Origin of the sequence: Actinomadura sp. KC06 (genome assembly GCF_004348735.1) — a bacterium.
GTDB lineage: Bacteria > Actinomycetota > Actinomycetes > Streptosporangiales > Streptosporangiaceae > Spirillospora.
Window position 1 is genome coordinate 18,620 of the sequence record NZ_SMKT01000073.1, and the last position, 23,567, is coordinate 42,186.

At 73.8% G+C, this 23,567-nt stretch carries 21 protein-coding genes; 11 read left to right on the forward strand and 10 right to left on the reverse strand.

Going from position 1 to position 23,567, the window contains the following annotated elements:
• Nucleotides 1–6: 6 nt before the first annotated feature.
• Nucleotides 7–1,404 carry a prenyltransferase/squalene oxidase repeat-containing protein gene (locus E1287_RS23050; protein WP_131967127.1) on the reverse strand — a complete coding sequence of 466 codons (1,398 nt, stop codon included), beginning with the start codon at nucleotides 1,402–1,404 and terminating at the stop codon, nucleotides 7–9.
• Between the two features lie 170 nt (nucleotides 1,405–1,574).
• Between E1287_RS23050 and E1287_RS23055 the strand changes: the two genes are divergently transcribed.
• Complete coding sequence (locus E1287_RS23055) at nucleotides 1,575–2,276, forward strand: HIT domain-containing protein (RefSeq protein WP_131967128.1); 702 nt, start codon at nucleotides 1,575–1,577, stop codon at nucleotides 2,274–2,276.
• On the opposite strand, the gene E1287_RS23060 is transcribed toward E1287_RS23055, so the two are convergent.
• Both E1287_RS23060 and E1287_RS23065 read right to left on the reverse strand, forming a co-directional pair.
• The gene (locus tag E1287_RS23060) at nucleotides 2,213–3,214 is read right to left on the reverse strand and encodes a PfkB family carbohydrate kinase (protein ID WP_131967129.1); all 1,002 of its coding nucleotides are present in this window, start codon (nucleotides 3,212–3,214) and stop codon (nucleotides 2,213–2,215) included. The genes E1287_RS23055 and E1287_RS23060 overlap by 64 nt on opposite strands.
• A gap of 11 nt (nucleotides 3,215–3,225) precedes the next feature.
• Nucleotides 3,226–3,735 (reverse strand): NUDIX hydrolase, encoded by a 510-nt coding sequence (locus tag E1287_RS23065; protein WP_131967130.1) that lies wholly within the window; start codon nucleotides 3,733–3,735, stop codon nucleotides 3,226–3,228.
• A 603-nt stretch (nucleotides 3,736–4,338) separates the two neighbouring features.
• Here E1287_RS23065 and infC point away from each other — a divergent pair.
• The 8 genes from infC to pheT all read left to right on the forward strand — a co-directional run bounded on the left by infC (nucleotide 4,339) and on the right by pheT (nucleotide 12,470).
• Entirely contained in the window at nucleotides 4,339–4,890 is a 552-nt protein-coding gene (gene infC, locus E1287_RS23070; RefSeq protein WP_205717825.1) for a translation initiation factor IF-3, read from the forward strand.
• A 230-nt stretch (nucleotides 4,891–5,120) separates the two neighbouring features.
• Nucleotides 5,121–5,315, forward strand: a complete 195-nt coding sequence (gene rpmI / locus E1287_RS23075; RefSeq protein ID WP_067468638.1) for a 50S ribosomal protein L35 — start codon at nucleotides 5,121–5,123, stop codon at nucleotides 5,313–5,315.
• A 69-nt stretch (nucleotides 5,316–5,384) separates the two neighbouring features.
• The gene (gene rplT / locus E1287_RS23080; protein WP_131967131.1) at nucleotides 5,385–5,765 is read left to right on the forward strand and encodes a 50S ribosomal protein L20; all 381 of its coding nucleotides are present in this window, start codon (nucleotides 5,385–5,387) and stop codon (nucleotides 5,763–5,765) included.
• Nucleotides 5,766–5,799: 34 nt separating this feature from the next.
• The gene (locus E1287_RS23085) at nucleotides 5,800–6,615 is read left to right on the forward strand and encodes an RNA methyltransferase (protein WP_131967132.1); all 816 of its coding nucleotides are present in this window, start codon (nucleotides 5,800–5,802) and stop codon (nucleotides 6,613–6,615) included.
• Nucleotides 6,616–6,952: 337 nt separating this feature from the next.
• Complete coding sequence (locus E1287_RS23090; protein ID WP_131967133.1) at nucleotides 6,953–7,447, forward strand: STAS domain-containing protein; 495 nt, start codon at nucleotides 6,953–6,955, stop codon at nucleotides 7,445–7,447.
• A 257-nt stretch (nucleotides 7,448–7,704) separates the two neighbouring features.
• Nucleotides 7,705–8,745: an ATP-binding protein gene (locus E1287_RS23095; protein WP_243719352.1), complete on the forward strand. Its 1,041-nt coding sequence runs from the start codon at nucleotides 7,705–7,707 to the stop codon at nucleotides 8,743–8,745.
• Nucleotides 8,746–8,883: 138 nt separating this feature from the next.
• Nucleotides 8,884–9,993 (forward strand): phenylalanine--tRNA ligase subunit alpha, encoded by a 1,110-nt coding sequence (pheS, locus tag E1287_RS23100; RefSeq protein WP_131967135.1) that lies wholly within the window; start codon nucleotides 8,884–8,886, stop codon nucleotides 9,991–9,993.
• Nucleotides 9,993–12,470: a phenylalanine--tRNA ligase subunit beta gene (gene pheT, locus E1287_RS23105; RefSeq protein ID WP_131967136.1), complete on the forward strand. Its 2,478-nt coding sequence runs from the start codon at nucleotides 9,993–9,995 to the stop codon at nucleotides 12,468–12,470. The genes pheS and pheT overlap by 1 nt, the downstream gene beginning before the upstream one ends.
• 55 nt (nucleotides 12,471–12,525) lie before the next feature.
• Here the strand turns inward: pheT and E1287_RS23110 are convergent, their stop codons facing one another.
• The 4 genes from E1287_RS23110 to E1287_RS23125 form a co-directional block, all read right to left on the reverse strand.
• A complete protein-coding gene (locus tag E1287_RS23110) occupies nucleotides 12,526–13,320 on the reverse strand; it encodes an ABC transporter permease (RefSeq protein ID WP_131967137.1) in 795 nt (264 codons plus the stop codon).
• Nucleotides 13,317–14,102 carry an ABC transporter permease gene (locus tag E1287_RS23115; protein ID WP_131967138.1) on the reverse strand — a complete coding sequence of 262 codons (786 nt, stop codon included), beginning with the start codon at nucleotides 14,100–14,102 and terminating at the stop codon, nucleotides 13,317–13,319. The genes E1287_RS23110 and E1287_RS23115 overlap by 4 nt, the downstream gene beginning before the upstream one ends.
• Nucleotides 14,099–15,052 carry an ABC transporter ATP-binding protein gene (locus tag E1287_RS23120; RefSeq protein ID WP_131967139.1) on the reverse strand — a complete coding sequence of 318 codons (954 nt, stop codon included), beginning with the start codon at nucleotides 15,050–15,052 and terminating at the stop codon, nucleotides 14,099–14,101. Before E1287_RS23120 ends, E1287_RS23115 begins: the two co-directional genes overlap by 4 nt.
• 69 nt (nucleotides 15,053–15,121) lie before the next feature.
• A complete protein-coding gene (locus E1287_RS23125) occupies nucleotides 15,122–17,854 on the reverse strand; it encodes an AAA family ATPase (protein WP_165969148.1) in 2,733 nt (910 codons plus the stop codon).
• 262 nt (nucleotides 17,855–18,116) lie between these two features.
• On the opposite strand from E1287_RS23125, the gene E1287_RS23130 reads away from it, so the two are divergent.
• Nucleotides 18,117–19,733, forward strand: coding sequence for an ABC-F family ATP-binding cassette domain-containing protein (locus E1287_RS23130; protein WP_131967141.1), 1,617 nt, complete (start codon nucleotides 18,117–18,119; stop codon nucleotides 19,731–19,733).
• A 9-nt stretch (nucleotides 19,734–19,742) separates the two neighbouring features.
• Here E1287_RS23130 and E1287_RS23135 read toward each other — a convergent pair whose 3' ends face one another.
• Together E1287_RS23135 and E1287_RS23140 are read right to left on the reverse strand one after the other, a co-directional pair.
• A complete protein-coding gene (locus E1287_RS23135; protein WP_131967142.1) occupies nucleotides 19,743–20,618 on the reverse strand; it encodes an ABC transporter permease in 876 nt (291 codons plus the stop codon).
• Nucleotides 20,615–21,436, reverse strand: a complete 822-nt coding sequence (locus E1287_RS23140) for an ATP-binding cassette domain-containing protein (RefSeq protein ID WP_243719348.1) — start codon at nucleotides 21,434–21,436, stop codon at nucleotides 20,615–20,617. The genes E1287_RS23135 and E1287_RS23140 overlap by 4 nt, the downstream gene beginning before the upstream one ends.
• Before the next feature lie 69 nt (nucleotides 21,437–21,505).
• Here E1287_RS23140 and E1287_RS23145 point away from each other — a divergent pair, with 69 nt between their 5' ends.
• Nucleotides 21,506–23,242, forward strand: a complete 1,737-nt coding sequence (locus E1287_RS23145; RefSeq protein ID WP_131967143.1) for a recombinase family protein — start codon at nucleotides 21,506–21,508, stop codon at nucleotides 23,240–23,242.
• Nucleotides 23,243–23,310: 68 nt separating this feature from the next.
• Here E1287_RS23145 and E1287_RS23150 read toward each other — a convergent pair.
• The coding region (locus E1287_RS23150) for a hypothetical protein (protein WP_207934397.1) at nucleotides 23,311–23,567 on the reverse strand (257 nt) is incomplete at its 5' end.

Here is a 23,567-nt window from a genome sequence, read left to right on the forward strand (position 1 = left end):
GGACGGTCAGGGCGGCGGGCCGCGCTGGGTGCGGCGCCGCCGCATCGACTCGCTGAAGCCGGTGAGGATGACCGGCAGGATCACGCTCAGCCAGAAGTCCTTCCAGCCCCAGACGCCGATCGCGACGCCGAACGCGCTGCACAGGCACACCAGGACCAGCAGCGCCGCCGCCCAGTGCCGCCGGACGAGCGTCGCCGGGTCGATCAGCCGGCGGTTCGGCAGCAGCTCCGCCAGCGGGCGCTCCCGTGCGTGGGCGCGCTGCACGACGGCCGCGTCCGGCAGCCAGTGCAGGACGTCCGCGCTCCCCGCGAGCGGGAGCCGGGCGAGCGCGATCAGCGTCTCCAGCCGCCACCACAGCGTCCACAGGGACGTCCGCCCGCTGCCCGGGTAGCCGTTCCAGCGCGGGCCAGCGACCTCGCCGCGGGTCAGCGTCCGGAATGCGCGGGCGGCGGCCGGGCCGTGCGGGCCGCGCGGGTCCCGCAGCAGCGCGGCGAGCGCGATCGGCAGCCCGTAGTGCCAGAGCGCCAGCCGCCACACCGGCTTCGACCCGGCGCCGTGCGGCGAGACGTCGTAGGTCTCGATCCAGGTGTGCTCGTCGTCCGGGTCGAGGTTGTCCAGCAGCCAGTCGTAGGCGTCCAGCAGCCGCTCGGACCGCAGGTCCGGACGCGCCTCCGCCAGCGTCACCAGCGCGAAGGCCGTGTGGGTGATCGTCGGCCTGGACGCCTGCGTCGGACCCCAGCCGGGACGGTGCGCGGTCCGGTCCGCCGTCAGCCACTCCACGCCCCGGTCGACGGCCGGGTCGTACGGGTTGAGCTGGCTGAGCGCGCGGAGCGCCAGGCACGTCAGCCACACCCGGGACCGGCAGCCGAGCAGCGAGCCCCAGCCGCCGTCCGGGTTCTGGTTGTGCAACAGCCACTGGTAGGCGCGGCGCAGGTCGGGGGCGTCGTCGCGGAGGTCGCAGCGGGCGCGGGCCAGGAACCGCGCGATCCAGCCGGTCGCCTCCACCACCGGCATGCCGAGGCTGGTCTTGGTGGCCCAGCCGCCGTCCCGCAGCGCGTCGGGGGAGCTGGTCTGCCGGTCGGCGAGGAACGCCAGGCCGTCGTCGAAGTACTCGAACGGACGGCCCGCCTCCACGAACGCCAGCAGCCCGAGGGCCGTCGCGGTCGTGCCGGGTTCGGGCCGCGTCAGCTCGTGGTACCAGCCGCCGCCGGCGCCGAGGGCGGGCGCGTAGGTGTCGCGCAGGACGTCCAGCGACTCGTTCAGCCGGGTGTCGAGCACCGCCATGTCGATGACGGCCGCGTCCTCGCCCGGACGGGACGCGCCGCGCCGCAGCCGGGTCCGGGGCAGGGCGGAGGGAGGGTCGGCGCGGGGCGCCGGTGCGGGGAGCTGGGGTGTCTGGTTCACGATTCTGCCTTCTGCTCCTTTTGTTCCCGCAAAGTCAAACTCTGTACCCCGTGGGCTCTATGTCGCTATCCGCGGCCGTACACAACCCTGGCGACGAGGATCGCCCGCGCGGGCGCCGGGCAGGCTGGAGAGGCGAGCGAATCCCCGCGACCCGTGGAGCTGGAGGAGGCTTGGCCGAGCCGACGGCGCAGCCCGCGCCCGGTCACGAATGCGTCCTGTGCCCGCCCCTGCGGTTCCGCTTCAACGGCATGGCCGACCTGCCGGGGGAGTCCGGCGTCATCGCCCGCGACGCCGACTTCCTCCTGATGCCGGACGTGGCGCCGCTCGCCGAGGGGCACGTCCTGCTGGTGACCCGCGAGCACCACCAGTGCGCCGCCGCGTTCGGCCCCGCGCTGTGGGAACGCGCCCTGCGCTGGCGCGACCGTGTCGCCCGCCTCTACGGCCGCGCCTACGGGACGCGCGAACTGCTGCTCTTCGAGCACGGACCGGCGATCTCCCAAGGCGGAGGCGCGTGCATCGACCACGCCCACTGGCACTTCCTCCCCGGAACGCCCGGCGTGCGGACGGTCGTGGAGGAACGCGGCCTCCCCGGCGCGCCCGCCGACCACGCGGCACTGCGCGCGTACCTGCGCACTGGCCGCTCCTACCTGCTCGTCGAGGAGGACGGCGTCGCGACCGTCCATCCCGGCGACGGGGTCCGGAGCCAGTTCCTGCGCTGGGCGGTCACTGCCGCCGGGCAGAACGGGACATGGCGCTGGCAGGAGACGTTCGGGCTCCCGGCCAGCCGTCGCCGCTTCCTGCGCACCCTTCAGGCGCTGCGCGGAGCCGCCGCCGCGCCGGACGCGGACGACCCACCCGACAGCCACCAGTAGAGCTCCGACGCCGCCAGCCGGTCGCCGAACCCGGCGCGCTCGACGCCGTCCCCGTACCCGGTCGGGTACTCCATCAGCAGGCCGTCCCGCTGGTACGCGAGCGCATGCTCCAGCGACGTGTCGCCGAAGCGCAGCAGCCACAGCGGACGGCCCGGCACCGCCCGGTCCAGCGCCGGGAGCAGCTCCCGCACCTCGCGTCCCGCCGCCGGGGACGGGCGGCCGAGCAGCCGCGCCAGCGTCGGGGCCTCGGAGATGACGAGGTCCGCCAGCGCCAGCATCGGCAGGACGCCGTCCGCCGGGAGCCGCGCGTCCACGTCGTGCGGGACGAGGTCGAATGCCACCCTCGTCCCCGCGTCCCGGGCGATGCGCGCCGCCGTGCGCAGCGCCGCCCCCGACACGGGGGACAGCAGCGAGTACCCGTCGGTGACCAGCACGTCCGCGCCCTCGATCCCGGACGCGGCCGAGCGGACCTCGGACGCGGTGAGGCGGCGCCCCGGCGGCTCGTCCTGGACGACCAGCAGCCGCACGCCGGGCCCGCCGTCCAGCGGGCCGCCGTCGTCCGGGCGGCCGCGCAGCATCACCGAGACCCCGTTCGGAACCCCGGGCTCGACGCGCAGGTGGTCGTCGGCCCCGATCCGCCGCAGCTCCCGGCGGATCAGCGGCGTGAAGTCGTCGTCGCCGACCTTGCCCAGCACGCCCACCCGGCGGAAGCTGCGCGTCGCGCGCCGGGCCAGGTTGACCGCCGTCCCGGCGACGATCGCCCGCGCCGGCGCGTAGGTGAGGCGGTCGGCGCGCACGTCGGCGAACCGGACGTCCGGCAGCGTCGCGCGGACCTCGATCCCCACGTCACCGATGACGAACATGTCGAAGCGGCGCTCGTCGGCTCCGCCGACGCCGTCCAGCCCGGGCCACTCCGCCGGCGATCGGGACGAGACCATGCCGCGGGCGGTCAGCCGGGCGCGAGCAGGAACGCCCGCATCACCGGACGCAGGCTCGGGATCAGGTCGTAGGCGCTCACCTCGGGCAGCGGCACCCAGGCGCAGCCGTCCAGATGGTCGCCGGTCTCCTGGTTCTCCAGGGTGGCGTCCAGCGTCACCGGCCTGCACCGCCGCGCCGCCGCCACCACGCGCGTCTGCCCGCCCCCCGCCTGCCCGCCGCCGGGCGGCGGCCGGTCGGGCATGAACCACTGCCACAGATGGAACGGCGGCCCCGGGTCGACCTTGAGGCCGACCTCTTCCCAGACCTCCCGGCGGATGTGGTCGTCCAGGTCGAGGTCGTCGTCCACCTCCAGCCGCCCGCCGGGCACCTCCCAGCGGCCGGGCTGGAACGGGTCGGACGCCGACTTGCGGACGAGCAGCAGCCGCCCCCCGGAGACGATGAACGCCTTCTGGGCGAACGCCAGGCTGATCGGTGACAAGGCGGTGAGGGGGCCGGCCGTGCCGGCCTCGACCGAGGGCATCGCGGGAACAACCTCCCTTGGTGCCGGCCCCGCCGGGCCGTCGAGCGGAGCCCGTCCGTCGGACGGCGGTGGGCCGGGGGCTGGAGGACGGTCCGTCTTGGCTTCACCGTAACAAGCCGCGGACGTGATGCCGAGAGGTCCGCCGGGCCAGATGACCCTCACCTCGTCGCCGCGGCCACGGCGGGCCGGGACGGCCGGTCGCGTCCCGTCCGGCCCACCGGGCCCGGGAATGGACGGGGGAACACCGCCGTTGACGGGAGTGGCGTACTTTACGCAAGGCCCCACGAGGACGGCCCCGGCATGGCGCGCAAGCCCCCCGCAGGTGGTAGTCTTTGTGGCCGACCGGCCCTGTGCGCGTGACCAGAATGGGAGCGCGTGCCGGGCGCACAAGCGGAGGCCACCTCCCACCTGACCGGCCGGAAGGCCGGTGGGTCTCGGTCCGGCGAGCGGGCGACTTCGCCCGCGGCGCCGTCGTCCCTGAGCGGCTCGGCCGTCCAGGGAGACCGAAGGTGGCCCCGTACGTGAGTCGTGCGGGGCTTTTCTCGTGGGAGCCTCTGGGTACGACCGGTCCAACGAACGTGAGAACGGCCCCAAGGAGGTCCCATCAGCGCCGAACCGCGTATCAACGACCGCATTCGCGTGCCCGAGGTCCGTCTCGTCGGCCCGAACGGCGAACAGGTGGGCATCGTGCCCATCGCCAAGGCCCTTGAAATCGCGCGTGAGTCGGACCTCGACCTCGTCGAGGTGGCGCCCACCGCGCGTCCGCCCGTCGCACGGCTCATGGACTACGGCAAGTTCAAGTACGAGTCTGCGATGAAGGCACGGGAAGCGCGGAAGAACCAGGCGCACACGGTCATCAAGGAGATCAAGCTCCGCCCGAAGATCGACCCGCACGACTACGAGACCAAGAAGGGTCACGTGGTGCGGTTCCTGAAGGCCGGGGACAAGGTGAAGGTCACGATCATGTTCCGCGGTCGTGAGCAGTCCCGTCCCGAGCTCGGTTACCGGCTGCTGCAGCGGCTCGCCGACGACGTCGAGGAACTCGGCTTCGTCGAGTCGCGGCCCAAGCAGGACGGCCGGAACATGATCATGGTGATCGGTCCGCACAAGAAGAAGACGGCCCGCGGGCAGGAGACCGAAGCCGGCACCGCCTGAGGCCGTCCGGGACCGGAACGCGGCCCCGCGAGGAGCCGTCCCAGGCTCCGCGGCCTCGCGGCGGTCCCACTCCCGCGCCCTCGCGCAGAGCGGGGACGCGGCGCACGTACATTGAAGCCTGACCTGGCGCGTCCACGGTCCCGGAGCGGACGGACCCGTGCGATGCGCCGATCAGGTGCGCTCCCGTGCCGTCCGCACGGGGGCCGGGACAGAGGGAGACGACGGCGACCATGCCGAAGACCAAGACGCACAGCGGTGCCAAGAAGCGGTTCAAGCTGACCGGCTCCGGCAAGGTGATGCGCCGCCGCGCCAACAAGAACCACCTGCTCGAGCACAAGCCGACCAAGCGGACCAGGCGGCTCAGCGGCCCGGCCGTGGTGGCCGACGCCGACGCCAAGAACATCAAGAAGCTGCTGCGCAAGTAGCACTCGACCAGAACATCAGCGACCGGCCGAGGCCCGGACGGCCCCGGCCCCCACGAAGGAGCACAGCACGTGGCACGCGTGAAGCGGGCGGTCAACGCCGCCAAGAAGCGTCGGGTCGTCCTGGAGCGGTCGAGCGGCTACCGCGGTCAGCGTTCGCGCCTGTACCGCAAGGCCAAGGAGCAGCAGCTCCACTCGATGACCTACGCGTTCCGGGACCGCAAGGACCGCAAGGGCCAGTTCCGCCGGCTGTGGATCCAGCGGATCAACGCCGCGGCCCGCGCCAACGGCATCACCTACAACCGGTTCATCCAGGGCCTGAAGGCCGCGGACGTCGAGGTCGACCGGCGCATGCTCGCCGAGCTCGCCGTCAACGACGCGCCCGCGTTCGCCGCCCTGGTCAAGGTCGCCAAGGACGCGCTCCCGGCCGAGGGAAGCACGGAGGCCGCCTGATCCGGGTCTCCCGGACTCGGGCGGGCGGAGCGATATGGCGGGCCGCGAGCTGACGTCCCTGCGGTCACCGAGGGTGAAGGCCGCTCGCCGGCTCGCCAAACGCGCCTTCCGCCGCCGCGAGAACCGGTTCCTCGCCGAGGGGCCGCAGGCGGTGCGGGAGGCGCTGGAGATCCCCGGCGGCCTCGCCGAGCTGTTCACCACGGCCGAGGCGGAGGCCCGCCACCCCGACCTGGTCCTCGCCGCCGAGCGGGCCGGCGCGCCGGTGCTGCGCGTCAGCGGCGAGATCATGGCCGAGCTCGCGCAGACCGTCACCCCGCAGGGGCTGCTGGCGGTCTGCGGGTTCGTGGACGTGCCGCTGGCCAAGGCGCTGGAGGCGGGCCCGCGGCTGGTGACCGTCCTCGCGCACGTCCGCGACCCCGGCAACGCCGGCACGGTGCTGCGCACCGCCGACGCCGCCGGGTCGGAGACCGTCGTGTTCACCGACGCGTCGGTCGACCCCTACAACGGCAAGTGCGTGCGCGCCTCCGCGGGCAGCCTGTTCCACCTGCCGGTCGTCGTCGGCCCGCGGTTCGACGAGCTGATTCCGGAGCTGCGCGGCGCGGGCCTCGCCGTCCTGGCCGCGGACGGCGCCGGCGACCGCACCCTGGACGACGCGATCGACGACGGCCTCCTCGCGCGCCCCACGGCCTGGGTGTTCGGGAACGAGGCGTGGGGCCTGCCCGACGAGATCCTCCGGCACGTGGACGAGGTCGTGCGCGTGCCGATCCACGGGCGCGCCGAGAGCCTGAACCTGGCGACGGCCGCGGCCGTATGCCTCTATGCCTCGGCCCGCGCCCAGCGAGGCACGTGACGGAAAGCGCGGCACGTGACGGAGAGCGCGGTTCGCGGCGGACGGCGCGTGGACGTGACGGACGGCACGTGCCGCCGGTCCCGGCGGTTCTGTGCGATCCGTGATCGGATGGCCGCAATCGGTCGCCTATAGGTCCGCCTTCCGGCCGGTGAGCTGCGAAGATGGGCTGCGCGCGGACGGCGGGCCGGGGGGCCGGCCACCGCGCCGGACTCGTCCGCAGGTAGGAGCCGGATACAGGCCGGGCGACGGATCCGCCCAGGCAGTCCCGGTGCTTACGGTGTTGATCAGTGCGTTGACCAGGCTCGGCGACGATGCCGTGCAGAGTGGGGGCGAAGTGATGAGCGAGGACATCAGGCCGGCCAGGAGGGCGGGCCGGCGCGGGCCGGAGGTGAGGTGCCGGACGCCCCGTGCCCCGGGCCCGCCGCCCGAGGTCCTGCGGCTCCCCGCCGTCCCGGACCCGGGCGCCGCGGGCGAGCTGGGGGTCGAGGTCACGATGGTGCGCGGCGAGTCCGCCGTCGTCGTGGTGACCGGCGAGATCGACCTGCGCACGGCCGACACGCTGTGCGCGCGGCTCGTCGAGGCGCGCGGCGAGGGCCCGCGCCGGCTGGTGGTCGACTTCTCCGCCGTCGCGTTCTGCGACGCGGCCGGGCTCGGCGCGCTGGTCGGCGCGCGCAACAGGATCGCGGTGTCCGGCGGCGAGATCTCGCTCGCCGGGGTCCGTCCGGCCCAGCTGCGGCTCCTGCGCATCACCGGGCTCGACCGCCTGTTCGCCGTCCACCCGGACGCGGCCTCCGCGCTCGCCGAGCACGACTCGTCCACCACGTCCAGGTGAGGTCCGCCGCCCCCGCCGACCCGGCCCCTGGTGAGAGGGCGTTCCGGGCCCGCCCGAACCCTGCCCGGGGGCTACAGATGCCTTGCCGCGGGGCGCTTTGCGGGTCCCGCAAGGCACCCGACTGCGGCTAGAGTCTCTTCTCGACAGGCCGCGTTCTCTTCGGTGCTCTGGAGGCCGCTGTGGGCGGAGAGGAACCCCCTCGCGTGGCCGCGCGCGCGCCCGCAGAGGGTTCCGCGGACGCGCCGGTTCCCGGCGGCGTGTCGCCGGACGACCTGCCCGACGGCCTGATCGTCGCCGGCCGCGACGCCCGCGTGCTGGTGTTCAACGCCGCCGCCGCCCGGATGACCGGGGTCGCCGCCGCGTCCGCGATGGGCCGCGACTTCCGCGACGTCCTGCCGCTGCACGACGCCGAGGGCCGCGACTGGTGGAAGTGCCTGGCCCCCTACCACGGCCTGTCCACCCGCACCCGCCACCCCGAGCGCGTGCTGTTCCTGCCGGGCGGCGCCGAGGTGCTGGTGACCGCCGCGTACCGGCGCGACGGCGACGGCCGGGTGGAGCGCTTCACGGTGTGCCTGCGCGACGCCCTGCAGCGCGCCCGCCGCGAACGCGACCGCGCCGACCTCGTCTCCACCGTCGCCCACGAGCTGCGGTCCCCGCTGACCAGCGTCAAGGGGTTCACCGCGACGCTGCTGGCCAAGTGGCACCGCTTCAACGACGACCAGAAGCGCGTGATGCTGGAGACCGTCAACGCCGACGCCGACCGCGTCACCCGGCTGATCACCGAGCTGCTGGACGTGTCGCGCATCGAGGCCGGGCGGCTGGAGATGCACCGCCAGGTCGTCGACCTCCCCGAGGAGGTCCGCAAGGTCATCGCGGGCCGGGTCGCGGCCGGCGACCCGGAGGACCGGTTCAGGTTCGAGTCCCGCGGCGAGCTGCCCGAGATGTGGCTCGACCCCGACAAGATGGACCAGATCCTCGGTAACCTGGTCGAGAACGCGGTGCGCCACGGTGCGGGGACCGTCACCATCGTGGTCGAGCCGGACGCGCACAAGGAGGGAGCCGCCGTGTCGGTGCGCGACGAGGGCGAGGGCATACCGCCCGAGGCCGTCCCGCGCGTCTTCCGGCAGTTCTGGCGCGGCCCCGGCGGCAACCGCCGCGGCGGCACCGGCCTCGGGCTCTACATCGTCAAGGGGCTCGTGGAGGCGCACGGCGGCGTGATCACCGTGCGGCGGGCGCCCGGCGGCGGCGCCGAGTTCCGATTTACCGTGCCCGCAGGGGCCCCCGACTACGCCACCTGAGCCCGGCGCGTCCCGCCGGGCGACCGGCCGCAGGGGTTCCCGACAGGGCCAGCGCGTTTCGCGCACGCTTTCCGGATCTTCACCGCCCGCGCACTAGACTGCGGGCGTCCCACGCCGACCGGAGTCGATCACACAGCCATGTCTGCACCCAACAAGTCCTACGATCCCGTCGAGGTGTCCGCGTTGCAGCCGGAAGAGCTCGAACGGGCCCGCGACGCGGCGCTCGCCGCCGTCGCCGCGGCGGCCGACCTCGACGACCTCAAGCAGGTCCGCCTGGCGCACGCCGGCGACCGCTCGCCGCTGGCCCTCGCCAACCGCGAGATCGGCGCGCTGCCGCCCGCGGCCCGCGCCGACGCCGGCAAGCGCATCGGCGCCGCCCGCGGCGCCGTCGCCCAGGCGATCAAGAAGCGCCAGGGCGAGCTGGAGGACGAGCGCGACCAGCGCGTCCTCGTCGAGGAGACCGTCGACGTCACCCTGCCGTGGGACCGCGCCCCGCGCGGCGCCCGGCACCCGCTGACCACCATGCAGGAGCGCATGGCGGACGTCTTCGTCTCGCTCGGCTTCGAGGTCTCCGAAGGCCCCGAGGTCGAGGCGGAGTGGTTCAACTTCGACGCGCTCAACTTCCTGCCCGACCACCCCGCCCGCACGATGCAGGACACCTTCTTCGTCGAGTCGGAGGAGTCCGGCCTGGTGATGCGCACGCACACCTCGCCGATGCAGATCCGGTCGCTGCTGTCGCGCGAGCTGCCGGTGTACGTGGTCGCGCCGGGGCGCACGTTCCGCACCGACGAGCTGGACGCCACGCACAGCCCCGTCTTCCACCAGCTGGAGGGGCTCGCCGTCGACGAGGGCCTGACGATGGCCGACCTGCGCGGCGGCATCGACGCGTTCGTGTCCGGCATGTTCGGCGAGGGGCTGAAGACGCGGTTCCGGCCGTACTACTTCCCGTTCACCGAGCCGTCCGGTGAGGTCGACATGCAGTGCTTCGTGTGCCGCGGCGCGTCCGCGGAGCCGGGCGGCGCCCCGTGCCGGACGTGCGGCTCGGAGGGCTGGATCGAGCTCGGCGGCTGCGGCATGGTCAACCCGCGCGTGCTGGTCGCGTGCGGCGTCGACCCCGACCGCTACAGCGGCTGGGCGTTCGGGCTCGGCGTCGAGCGGGCGCTGATGTTCCGGCACGGCGTGGAGGACATGTACGACATGGTGGAGGGCGACGTCCGGTTCACCCTCCCGTTCGGGATGGAGATCTGATGCGGGCCCCGCTTTCCTGGGTGCGCGAGTACGCCGAGCTCCCCGCCGGCGTCACGGGCCGCGCGCTGGCCGCCGAGCTGATCGCGGCGGGCCTGGAGGTCGAGACCGTCGAGCAGGCCGGCGCCGACATCACCGGCCCGCTCGTCGTCGGCGAGGTCCTCGCGATCGAGGAGCTGACCGAGTTCAAGAAGCCGATCCGCTACTGCCAGGTGGACGTCGGCAGGGCCAATGGCACCGGCGAGCCGCAGAACATCATCTGCGGCGCGACGAACTTCGCGGCCGGCGACCACGTGGTCGTGATCCTGCCCGGCGGTGTGCTGCCCGGCGGGTTCGAGATCGGCGCGCGCAAGACCTACGGCCGGGTGTCGGAGGGCATGATCTGCTCGGTCACCGAGCTGGGCATCGGCGACGACCACAGCGGCATCCTCGTCCTGCCGCCGGACACGCCGGTCGGCGCGGACGCGGTCGAGCTGCTCGGGCTGCGCGACGACGTCCTCGACATCGCCGTCACGCCCGACCGCGGCTACGCCCTGTCGATCCGCGGCATCGCCCGCGAGGCCGCCACCGCCTACGGCGTCCCGTTCAAGGACCCGGCCCGCGTGGATCTTCCGCCGAAGAACGGGGAGGCGTACCCGGCGAGCATCGCGGACGCGACCGCGTGCGACCGGTTCGTGCTGCGCGAGGTGCGCGGCTTCGACCCGGACGCGCAGACCCCGCCGTGGATGCGGGTCCGCCTGCACCGCGCCGGGATGCGCCCGGTGTCGCTGGCCGTCGACATCACCAACTACCTGATGCTGGAGCTCGGGCAGCCGCTGCACGCGTTCGACCGGGGCAAGCTCACCGGCCCGATCGTGGTGCGCCGCGCCGCCCCGGGCGAGCAGCTGGAGACGCTCGACCACGTCAAGCGGGCCCTCGACCCCGAGGACATCCTCATCACCGACGAGTCGGGCCCGATCTCCATGGCGGGCACGATGGGCGGTCTCGCCACCGAGATCGACGAGCGGTCGTCCGACATGGTCATCGAGGCCGCGCACTTCGACGACATCGGCACCGCGCGGATGAGCCGCCGCCACCGGCTGCACAGCGAGGCGTCCTACCGGTTCGAGCGCGGCGTCGACCGCGAGCTGCCGCTGTACGCCTCGTACCGGGCGGTGCGGATGCTCGCCGAGCTCGGCGGCGCGGAGGTCATGCCCGGCGTCACGCACGCCGAGGCGCCGGTCGAGCCGGTCACGGTCACGATTCCCGCCGGGCACCCCGACAAGGTCGCGGGCGTGACCTACGGGCGCGACACGGTCGTGCGCCGGCTGGAGCAGGTCGGCTGCACGGTCGAGGGTGATGACGTGCTGACGGTGACGCCGCCGTCGTGGCGTCCCGACCTCACCGACCCGAACGACCTCGCCGAGGAGGTCATCAGGCTGGAGGGGTACGAGGACATCCCGGCCAGGGCGCCGCGCCCGGTCAAGGGGAAGGGGCTGACCGTCCGGCAGCGGCTGCGCCGCCGCGTCGGCCGCGCGCTCGCCGGCTCGGGGTACGTCGAGGTGCTGGCGTTCCCGTTCGTCGCCGAGAAGGACTGGGACGCCCTGCACCTTCCCGCGGGCGACGTCCGGCGCCGGACGCTGCGGCTGGCGAACCCGATGTCGGAGGAGGAGCCGCTGCTGCGGACCACGCTGCTGCCCGGCCTGCTCAAGGTGCTGGCGCTGAACGTGGGACGCGGCTTCGGCGACGCCGCCCTGTACGAGATGGGCGTGGTGTTCCGCCCGCACGCGGACGCGCCGGGCCGGGCGCCGCGCCTCGCGGTCGACCGGGGCCCGACGGCCGACGAGCTGGCCGCGCTCCAGGCGGCGCTGCCCGACCAGCCGCACCGGGTCGCGGTGGTGCTGTCCGGTGACCGGGAGCCCTCCGGCTGGTGGGGCGGGGGCCGTCCGGCGCTCTGGGCGGACGCGATCGAGGCGGCCCGCACGGTGGCCCGCGAGGTCGGCGTCGAGCTGACGGTGAAGGCCGACCAGCACGCGCCGTGGCACCCGGGCCGCTGCGCCGCCCTCTACGCGGGCGACACGCTCGTCGGGCACGCGGGCGAGCTGCACCCGCGCGTCACGAAGGCGTACGGGATCCCGGCGCGGTCGTGCGCGATGGAGCTGGAACTGCGCCGCCTGGGCGACCCGGTGACGGTCCGCGCGCCGCACGTGTCGAGCTACCCGGTCGCCACGCAGGACGTCGCGCTGATCGTGGACGACGCGGTGCCCGCCGCCGAGGTGGAGGACGCGCTGCGCGAAGGCGCCGGGGAGCTGCTCGAGGCGATCCGGCTGTTCGACGTCTACACCGGCGAGCAGGTGGGGGAGGGCCGCAAGTCGCTGGCGTACGCGCTGCGGTTCCGCGCCCCGGACCGGACGCTCACCGCCGAGGAGATGTCGCGGGCCCGTGCCGAGGCCGTCGCGGCGGCGTCCGAGCGGACCGGCGCCGTCCTGCGCGGCGCCTGACGGGCGGAACGGACGCGCGTCCCGGGGCTCTCGTCCCGGGGCGCGCGTTCGCGTCTCATCCGGCGTAGTCGAGGCTTCCGTCGCGGCGGCCGACGGAGACCAGCCGCTCCATCGACAGCGCCGCGACCGCGTACCAGCCCGCCCCGACCAGCGCCTCCAGCCCGATCAGGCCCATGATGTGCCCGAGGGGCGCGCCGTCCAGGATCGCTCGGATCGCCTCAAGGCCGTGCACCACGGGCAGCGCATGCACCGCGATCCGCAGCGGGTCGGGCCACACGCCGATCGGGACGTTCACGCCGCCGAACGTCATGACGATCCCGTACGCGAAGTTCAGGACGAGCCATTCGACGCCGCGCAGCCGCAGCGCCAGGCCCGCCAGCGCGCACCCGTAGCCGTAGCTGCCGACGATGATGAGCACGATCACCGGGATCGCGTACGCGGCGCGCGGCCACGGCAGCGGGACGCCCAGCAGCGGCGGCAGGACGAACCACGCCACGAGCGAGCTGGTCAGCCCCGTCGCCGTCCACTGCAGCCCGCGACCCAGATACACCGGCAGGTGCCCGGACGGCGCGATGGCGAGCAGCGGCAGCGTCCCCATCGCCCGTTCCCCGGCCAGCGAGATCACGACGATGGTGGACTCCATGCACGCCAGCACCACGATGTTGCCGACGAGCACGTACCGCATGGTCCGCTCGTCGCCGACGTGGCCGCCCAGCAGGGCGTAGAACGTCGCCTGGCACAGCAGGCGGACGAGCCACCCGAACGTCCACGTCCGCCACGTGTAGACGGCGCCCAGCTCGGCGAACCCCAGGACGAGCGACTCCCGGACGATCCGCAGCACCGGCCTCATGCGAACTCCACCGTCCCCTTGCGGCGGGCCTGGTCGACGTACCGGCGCGTCAGCCACAGACCGGCCGCCATCGCCGCCGCGCCCAGCCCGAGGATCGCCGCGACCGACCACCCCCAGCCGCGTGCGTCGCCGCGGACGGCGTCGCGCAGCAGTTCCGCGCTCCACGACAGGAACACCACGCGGCTGAACGGGTCCAGCCATCCGGGCAGCGCGGCCACCGGGACGACGATCCCGCCGAGGATGTAGAACGGGTAGCCGAGCGAGTTCTGGAGCACCTCGCGGGCCCGCGACATCACGAACACCGCCGAGATGAGGGTCGCCGTCCCGACGGTCGCCAGGCAGGTCGCCGCGACCGCGGCCGCGAACGGCACGGGGTCGGCGACCGTCACGACCTTCCCGAACCCGAGGGCCGCGACCAGCCACGACTCCGCGAACGCCGCCGCGCCGACCAGGACCACGGTCGCGACCCGTCCGGCCACCACCAGGCCCAGCGGAACGGGCGAGGCGATCATCGGGGAGAACCGCCCGGCCCAGCGGTCCTCGGTGACGACGCGTCCGGCGTAGTCGAGAGCGGCCACCCACAGCCCGATCAGCCCCGGCGCGAGGACGGCGTTCGCGACGACGTCCGGACGGTCCGCCGTCACCGCCAGCGCGAGCATCGTCGTCGTCTGCATGGGCGCGATCAGCAGGATGAGGGCGTGCTCCGGGCGCCGCCGCGACAGCGCGACCTGCAGCAGCACCGCCCGCCACAGCACGCGCAGCATCGCCCGCGCGCCGCTCATACCTTCATCCCCCGGTCGCCCACCGCGCGCAGGTAGACCTCTTCGAGGGTCGGACGGCCGCGCGAGGCGGTGAGCACGTCGCGGTCCAGCAGCCAGGCGAGGACGCGGCGGGTGCCGTCCCGGTCGGCGGTGTGGACGCGCCACCGCCCGGGGGCGCCGTCGCGGCGCTCGACGTCGGTCACGCCGGGCAGCACGGCCACGGCATCGGCGAGCGCCGGGTCCGGGTCGGTGTAGTCGACGCACTCGCGGTCGCCGAGGAACCGCCCGGCCTGCGCGGGCTCGCCGGTCAGCAGCATCCGGCCGCGGTCGATCAGCGTGACCCGGTCGCAGAGCGCGGCCGCCTCGTCCATGTCGTGGGTGGCGAGCAGGAACGTCCGTCCCTCGTCGCGCAGTTCGAGGACGAGCCGCCGGAAGGAGGCGGCCGCGACCGGGTCGAGCCCGGAGGTCGGCTCGTCGAGGAACAGCAGTTGCGGCTCGTGCAGGAGCCCGCGCGCCAGGTGGAGCCGCTGCCGCATCCCGCGCGAGAACCGTTCGACGGGGTCGTCGGCCCGGTCGGCGAGGCCCACCCGCTCCAGCAGCGCGTCGGCGCGGTCCCGGGTCGTCCTGGTGTCGAGCTTGTAGAGGGCTCCCCAGAACAGCAGGTTGCGGCGCGCGGTCAGCCGGTCGTAGAGGCCCCGGTCGCCGCCGAGGACGAGCCCGACCAGCGACCGGACGTCCCGCGCGGCGGTCACGACGTCATGGCCGAGCACCCGCGCCGACCCGCCGGACGGCAGCAGCACGGTGGAGAGGATCTTGACGAGGGTGGTCTTGCCCGCGCCGTTCGGCCCGAGCAGCCCGTGGATCTCGTTCTGGTCGACGGTCAGGGACAGGTCGTCCAGCGCGACGACGTCGTCCCGGCGCCTGCGCGTGTAGACGCGGCGCAGTCCGGAGGTGCGGACGGCGGCTTCCATGCCATCACCGTCCGGGTAAGGCACGCCGTGCGGCCATAAGGCGGCGGCTTAATGAGGGCGGCCGGAGGGCTAAGCCAGCCCGCGGTCACGCGCCGCCGCGACGGCCTCGCCGCGCGAGGAGACGCCGAGCTTGGCGATGATACGCGAGACGTGGACGCTCGCGGTCTTCGGCGAGATGAACAGCTCGTCGGCGATCTCCCGGTTGGAGCGGCCGCGCGCCAGCAGCCGCAGCACTTCGGACTCGCGGGCGGTCAGCGGCCCGCCGGACGGACCGGACAGCCCCGCGCGGCGGGCGCGCTCGGAGATCCGCCGGGCGAGCGGCGCGGCGCCGAGGCGGCCGGCGATCCCGGCGGCCCGGTCGAGGCGCGAGGCGGCGGCGGCGCGATCTCCGGCCGCCAGGTCGGCGCAGGCGGCGTGGAACAGCGCCCGCGCGAGCGGATAGGGCTGCTCCATCCGCTCCCAGGCGGTGATCACGGCGTCCCATGCCGCGGGGCCGCCGGTCAGCGCGGTCACGGCCGCCGCGTGCGCCTCCGCCACGGGTGTCGCGGCGGGCAGCCGCGAGGCCACCGCCGCGATCTCGGGAAGGCGCGGGCCGCCCGCGTGCGCCGCGGTCTCCAGCAGCGGCCACAGGTGGCAGGGCTGCACGGTCAGCCGCGGATGGCGCAGGACGGCGTCCACCGCCGCACGCGCGCCCGGACGGTCGTCCTCCGCCAGCCGCCACTCGGCGATCATCTGGGCGAGGGGCAGCGCCGTCTGCGGGAACCCGGCGTCCAGCGGGACGGCGAGCGCCTCCGGATCGGGCGCGGGCCCGGTTCCCCAGGCGGCGAGCAGCGCGATCCGCCAGATCATCATATGCACGCGGAACGCGGGTGCGTGGTGCCGGTCCAGGCGCTTCTGGAGTGTGCCGGCGGCCTCGTCCCAGCGGCCGAGCCGGTACAGCGCCTCGACCTGGTTGACGGCCGGCGCGAGTCCCGCGCTGTGCGTCAGCCCGGAGTCCTCCGCGACGGCGAGCCCTTCGGCCGTCAGCGCCAGCGCGTCCGCCGGACGGCCCGTGTTCAGACGGCAGTGCGCCAGCGTGTTCAGCACCCGGAGGCGTTCCCACGGGCCGAGGGGGCGATGGCGGAGCCGTTCCAGCGCCGCCGGGTCGCCGTCGCCGTCTCGCGCGGCGGCTTCCGCGACGGTGATCTCCAAGTGGGCGACGGCCCGGCGCGCCCCGGACGCGCGGGCCAGCGCCAGACCCTCCCGGCCGAGCCGTTCCCCTTCGTCCATCTCCCCGTAGACGAGGAGGCGGGAGCTCAGCCGGGTGAGGACCTCGACGCGGACCGGTCCGGTGGCGAGCCGTTCGGCCTGCCGCAGATCGTCCAGCTCGTCCTCGTCGCCCTGGTAGCCGCGCATCTGCGCGCGGAGCGTCAGCCGCCTGGCGGCGTGGGCGGGTTCGCGGCGGCGGTCCGTCTCGTCCAGGGCCCGCTGGATGAGCGGCAGCCCGCGTCCGGGTTCGCCGATGGCGCCCGCCGCCGCCGTCGCGGCCTCCAGTACGGCGTGGCGGGTGCAGCCGGTGAGGGGTTCGGCATCGGGCACCCGGTCCCACAGGTCGAGGACGCGTTCCAGCAGCGACAGCTGCTCGGCGTAGGCGGCGGCCGCCTGCCGCTCCCAGGCGGCCTCCCAGGCGGCGGCCAGGGCCTGGGCGTGGTCGCCGCATCCCTGCCAATGGACGGCCAGCGCGCTCTCCGGCGCGTCGCTGAGTTCCGGCGACCGCCCGATGGTCTCGGCGAACCGGCGGTGGAGGGCGGAGCGTTCGCCGGGCAGCAGATCCTCGTGGACGGCCTCGCGGATGAGCGCGTGCCAGAACGCGTAGCCGTCGCCGTCCGGGACCAGCAGCCCGTGGTCGGCGGCCGGGCGCAGCGCCTCGCTCAGACCGGGATCGGACAGGCCGGTGACGGCCGCGAGCAGGCCGTGCCCGACCCGGTCGCCGGCGGCGCTCGCCGCGTGCAGCGCCGCACGGGCCGGCTCGGGGAGCCGCCGGACGCGGGCGAGCAGCAGCTCGCGCAGAGACCCGGGCACCGCCGCGCCCGCGCTCCCGACGAGCGCCTCGACGAACAGCGGGTTGCCGCCGCCGCGCGCGTGCACGTCCCGCACCATGGCCGGGTCGGCGGCCCCGAGGATGCCGCGGACCTGGTCGGCGACCTCGGCGCGGGTGAGCGGCGGCAGGTCCAGCCGGGTCGCGTGGGGGAGCCGGGCGAGATCGGCGAACAGCGGGCGGGTGCCCGGCTCCTCGGGACGGAAGGTCACCACCAGCAGCACGCCCGCGCGCGGCGGGTTCCGGAACAGGAACGACAGCAGGTCCCGGGTGGAGCGGTCGGCCCAGTGCGCGTCCTCCACCACCAGCGTCACCGGGTCCTGCGCGCCGAGACGTTCGGCCAGCGCCAGGACGTGCTCGAACAGCCGCATCTGGCCGGTGCCGTCGTCCGGCGGGGGCTCGGCCGCGGTGAGGCCCGGCATCAGCCGCGCCAGCTCCGGGAGCGCCGCCGCGGGCATGAGCGAGACGACGGCGTCCCGGCCGAGACGCCGCAGGATCGCGGTGAACGGCGCGTACGGCAGGCTCGCGGCGCCGAGATCGAGGCAGGGCCCGGTGAGCGTGCGGACGTCCCGCGCGAACTCGGTGACCAGGCGCGTCTTCCCGCCGCCCGCCTCACCGCCCACCAGGACGGCGGCGGCCTCGCCCGCGCATGCCCGCGCGTGCGCGGCGCGTAACTCGGCCAGTTCGGCGGCGCGCCCGGCGAACACGGGGCTGACAGGTTCCATCCGGCCTAGCATGCCGCCTCTTATCGCTACTTGTGTTGCGATAAGGGATCGGGTATTCTCGGTGCCGTCACATCGCCGCCCGGCAGGGGAGTCCATTGAGGATCTGAGGTCCGACACCGCGCACCGGCCGTCCATCGGCCCGCGCACGTGACCTCAGTACGGACTCCCGTCTCGCCGGGCTTTTCCATGCCCGCCGGCGCGTCGCGCGACCCGCGGTGTCTCCATGCGTCCCGCACCTGCTCATCACCATGGAGGCCGCCTCATGTCATTCGCCATCGTGTGCTCGGACCTGTCGTTCGCCTGGGCGGACGGCACCACCGTCCTGGACGGCCTGGACGTCACGTTCGGCACCGGCCGGACGGGCCTGATCGGCGTCAACGGCTCCGGCAAGTCCACCCTGCTGAAGATCATCGCCGGTGAGCTGCGGCCCGCCTCGGGCACCGTGAGCGTCGACGGGGAGATCGGCTACCTGCCGCAGAACCTCGCCCTGGACGGCGCCGCCACGGTCGCCGACCTGCTCGGCATCGCCGCCACGCGCACGGCGCTGCGCGCCATCGAGCGCGGCGAGGCCACCGAGGAGAACTTCACCGCCGTGGGCGACGGCTGGGACGTCGAGGAGCGCGCCCGCGCCGAACTCGACCGGCTCGGGCTCGACCACCTGGAGCTGGACCGGACCGTCCCGACCCTGTCCGGCGGGGAGGCCGTGATGGTCGGCCTCGCCGCCCGGTTCCTCGCCCGCCCCGCCGTCCTGCTGCTGGACGAGCCGACCAACAACCTCGACCTGGACGCGCGCCGCCGCCTGTACGACGCGGTCGCGTCCTGGACGGGCGTGCTCGTCGTCGTCAGCCACGACCGGGAGCTGCTCGACCGGGTCGACGAGATCGCCGACCTGCGCGACGGCGCCGTCCGGACGTTCGGCGGGAACCTGTCCGCCTACGAGCAGCTGCTCGCGGTCGAGCGGGAGGCCGCCGAGCGGACGGTCCGCGCCGCCGAGACCGACCTGCGGCGCCAGAAACGCGACCTGCGGGAGGCGCACGTCAAGCTGGCCCGCCGCAAGCGCTACGGCGCCAAGATGGAGGAGAGCAAGCGCGAACCGAAGATCGTGATGGGGGAGCGCAAGCGGCAGGCGCAGGTCTCGGCGGGCAAGCACCGCATCATGCACGAGGAGCGCCTCGCCGGCGCCCGCGACCGGCTCAGCGAGGCGGAGGGCGCGATCCGCGAGGACGCCGAGATCCGGGTCAAGCTGCCCGCCACCCGCGTCCCGGCCGGGCGGACGGTCGCGACCGTGACGGGCCTCGCCGCGCCCGAGCCGGAGATCGGCACCCTGGCCGAGCTGATCCTCCAGGGCCCGGAGCGGATCGCGCTGACCGGCCCGAACGGCTCGGGCAAGACCACGTTCCTGCGGGCGCTGACCGGCGAACGCGTCCCCGACGGAGTGACCGTCAGGATCGGCGTGGACGGCGTCCGGTACCTGCCGCAGCGGCTCGACGTCCTCGACGAGGAGCTCAGCGTCGTCGACAACGTCCGCCTGCGGGCCCCGTCGGCGAAGCCGGCCGAGATCAGGGCCGGGCTGGCGCGGTTCCTGTTCCGCGGCGCGCGCGCCGAGCAGCCCGCCGGGACGCTCTCGGGAGGCGAGCGGTTCCGGGCCGTCCTGGCGTCGCTGCTGCTCGCCGAGCCCGCCCCGCAGCTGCTCCTGCTGGACGAGCCGACGAACAACCTCGACATGGCGAGCGCCGCCCAGCTCGGCCAGGCCCTCGCCGCCTACCAGGGCGCGCTGATCGTGGTGAGCCACGACGTCCCGTTCCTGCGGACCCTCGGCATCACCCGCTGGCTCCGCATGGACCGCGCCTCGGGCCTGGCCGAGATCGAGCCGATGTAGACCGGCGGATCAGGTCAGCACGCGCTTGGTGAACGTGCGGGTCGCGGCCCAGGTCAGCAGGATCGTCCCGCCCATGACGGCCAGGAGGAACGCCCAGGCCGGCATGTGCGGGACGTCCGGCGTCAGCGCGCTGCGCAGGCCCTCGCTGACGTACACCAGCGGGTTGAACAGGCTGACGATCTGCAGCCAGCGGATGTCGTCCAGCGCCGACCACGGGTAGTACACGCAGCCGAGCATGGTCATCGGCAGCAGCACCATCGCGAACAGCACCTGGACCTTCTGCGGGTTCATCAGCGTGCCCAGCAGCAGCCCGCCCGCGGCCGACAGCAGCGACCCGGCCACCATCACCAGGATCAGCACGGGCCAGTTGTCCACGTGCACCTCGGGCGCCTGGCCCTCGGCGTGGATGAGCAGCACCGCCGGGAACACCAGCAGCCCGCCGATGAGGCCCTGCGCCGCCGCGGCGATGATCTTCTGGGCGGCCAGCATCGGGATCGGCACCGGGGCCAGCGCCCGGTCGGTGATCGACTTCTGCCAGTTCAGCTCCATCATCAGCGGGAAGATCACCGCCATCATCGCCTGCATGATGATGGACGAGCCGACCAGCCCGGGCACGAGGATCGTGGCGAACGTCGGCCCGCCGGGCCCGCCCGCCATCGCGCCGCCGCCGAGCTTCGGCAGGACGTAGGCGAACACGAACACGAACATCACCGGCTGCACCAGCACCCGCGTGAACGTGGACACGAAGTTCTTGCGCATGACGCGTCCCTCGCGCGCCATCATCGCGGCGAACGTGCGGGGAAGCGTCGCCCGCGCGGGCGGCGGCGGCGCCAGAACGGCGGGCGCGGCCGGTGCGGCGGGCGCCGAGGCGGCTGACGCGCTCATTCGCGGTATTCCCTTCCGGTGAGGGTGAGGAAGACGGTCTCCAGGCTGGGACGGAGCTGGGTGGCGTCGGTGACGCCGACGCCGGCACGGGAGCCGATCGTGACCAGCTCGCCGAGCAGGCCGTCGGATTCGGCGGCGAAGACGCGGACCTGGCCGTCGTTGACTTCGACCTTGCTGACGCCGGTCCGGTCGGCGAGGGCGTGGATCCCGTCCGGCGCCGCGGCGTCGTAGGTGACGGTGATGACGGTGTCGGCGCCCGCGCTGGACTTCAGCTCGTCCACCGTGCCGCTGGCGAGGATCCTGCCGTGGTCGACGACGGCGACCCGGTCGCAGAGCGCCTCCGCCTCCTCCATGTAGTGCGTGGTGAGCAGGATGGTCTGCCCGGCCGCCTGGAGTCCGCGCAGCACCTCCCACAGGTTGGTGCGGGTCTGCGGGTCGAGGCCGGCGGTCGGCTCGTCCAGGAACAGCACCTCGGGCCCGTGCATGAGGGCCCGGCAGATCATGACCCGCTTGGCCTGCCCGCCGGAGATCTCGAACGGGTTGCCGCCGCGCTGCTCGGTCAGCCCGAACAGCTCCAGCAGCTCGCCCGACCGCCGCCGGGCGTCGCGGGCGCCGAGGCCGAAGTAGCGGCCCCGGAACTCCAGGTTCTCGGCGACGGTCAGGTCGCTGTCGAGGGTGTTGTTCTGCGACACCACGCCGATGCGGCGCTTGATCTCGACGGCGTCGCGCACCACGTCCAGGCCGCAGACCCGGGCGCTGCCGCCGGTCGGCACGACGAGGGTGGTGAGCATGCCGATGGTGGTCGACTTCCCCAGCACGTTAATCCGACACTTCTTTTGGGGATAATTGCAGGTAGAAGGGCAGGCAGGGCGACAGGAGGCGACGGGATGAACGCGACGGAGACGACCGCGACGAGGACCGCCGAGACGGCCGAAGCGGAGAAGGCCGAGCGGATCAGGGTAGGGCAGGTTCGGGAAGCGATGACCAGCGCCGCCGCGATGGAGATCAACGGGGTTGCGGGACGCTGGAGCGAGAGCGGGCAGGAGTGGACCGCGACCGGGACGGCCGAGACGGACACGGTCGCGCTTGTGCGCATCAGCGACGCCGAGCCCGGTGACGTGGACGGAGTGGCGCGGCAAGTCGTGGCCGCCGTCGATCACGCGGCAGCCAAGCGCCAGCGGATCGGGCTCGTCCTGGTGGAGAACGACACCAGCGCCTTTAAGCGCCGCAAGATCACCCTGCCTAACGGGGAACGCCAGCTCAGGACGGTACGGCCGCAGTTCCGTAAGACGCTGCGCCTGTTGGAGTCCGGCCGGTGGCGCACGTTCTTGTCCGTGCACCTGGATCGGACCGTCCGTGATCCGCGCGACCTTGAGGACCTGATCGATGTGGTCGAGCAGTCGCGCCCGCGCATCGTGGTCGATTCGGTGACCGGAAGTCTCAGGTTGGCGTGCGATTCCGATATCACGATGGCGCGCGTGATGTGCGCGATAGCCAACCAGGCGAGCCGGGACACTGCCCGCCGGGTGAGCGACAAGCGGCGCACGCTGGCCGAAGAGGGCCGGTTTGGTGGTGGCGCAGTCCGCTACGGGTTCAACCCGGACGGGACCGTGCGCGAGGACGAAGCCCGATGGATTCGCGCCGCCGCAGACCAGGGCCTTGCCGATGTTCCGCTGGGGGAACTCACCCGAGACTTGAACGGCCAGGGATGGCGCAACCGGGACGGGGAACCGTGGGAATCGCGCAACGTGCGCACGCTGCTGCTGCGCCCCTGCAACGCCGGATTGCTGGTCCACCGCAAGGTCACCGACGATGAGCGCCGCCCGTACACCCGTGACGAGGTCGTTGGGACGCTGCCAGGCGAACCGATCATCGAGCCCGACCGGTATTGGAGCCTGGTCGCCAAGTTGACCGATCCGGATCGGGTTACCACCCCCGGCAGTGCGCCCAAGTGGTACGGGTCGGGCATCTATCAGTGCCCGTGCGGTCAGGGGTTGCGTGTTCAGAACAAGCAGTACAAAAAGACCAACCGCCGTACCAAGGAGGTCACGATCGTTGAGCGAGAGGTCTACCGGTGCCAGCGCACCAACGCCGGACACGTCACGGTCGCACGCGCCGAGCTGGACGCGCTTGTCATCGAGACGTTGAAGGAGTGGATACGCACCTCCGACCCCGCCGACATCATCGGTGTCCGTACCGCAGCCGAAGACGTGGCCGCATTGCGCGCCGAGGTCAAGCGGCACAAGGACCGCCTGATCGAGATTGCCGACGACTACGACGAGGACCGCATCACGCGCCAGCAGCGCGACCGCAGCACCGCCAAGCGCCGCCGCAAGCTTGACGCCGCCCAGGCCCGCCTAGCCGCCATCGCCCAGGACGAGGACCCCGCCGCCAAGCTGGTCGAGGCCCCCGACATCGACGCCGCATGGAAGGATCTGACGCTCGGAGAGCAGCGGCAGATCACGCGCCGTCTGCTGACCATCGAGGTTCAGCCGATCGGGCGAGGCAAGCGCACCCCGGTGCGCGACCGGGTGGAGATCACCCGCCGCAGGCGCCCGACCCCCACCGCACCGACCCCGATCACCCCGACCACGACCGCGCAGCCGCTCACCGAAGCTGCCTAGCGGCACATGCCGGACATGGCGATGCCCCGCCCCAGGTTCCCCCAGGGCGGGGCGACGCCGTTTCCCGGTCAGACGCGCCGATGGAACATGTAGGCCAGGTATTCCCGCTCGTCAGAGGTCAGCGCCCCCAGCTCAGCCACCGTCCGCCGTACCCACGCCCGATCGGCCGCGCTCAGCCCGCCGGTTGCGCTCTCGTCCCCGCTCGTCTGCTCGTCCCCGTCCCGTCCGGTCACCGCGTCCCCGTCGCTTGCCGCCATCACCCCGCCCCAGCTCAGATGATCATGGTTCCGGCCTGTTGCCCGTGCCGTCCCACAAACCCCCACCC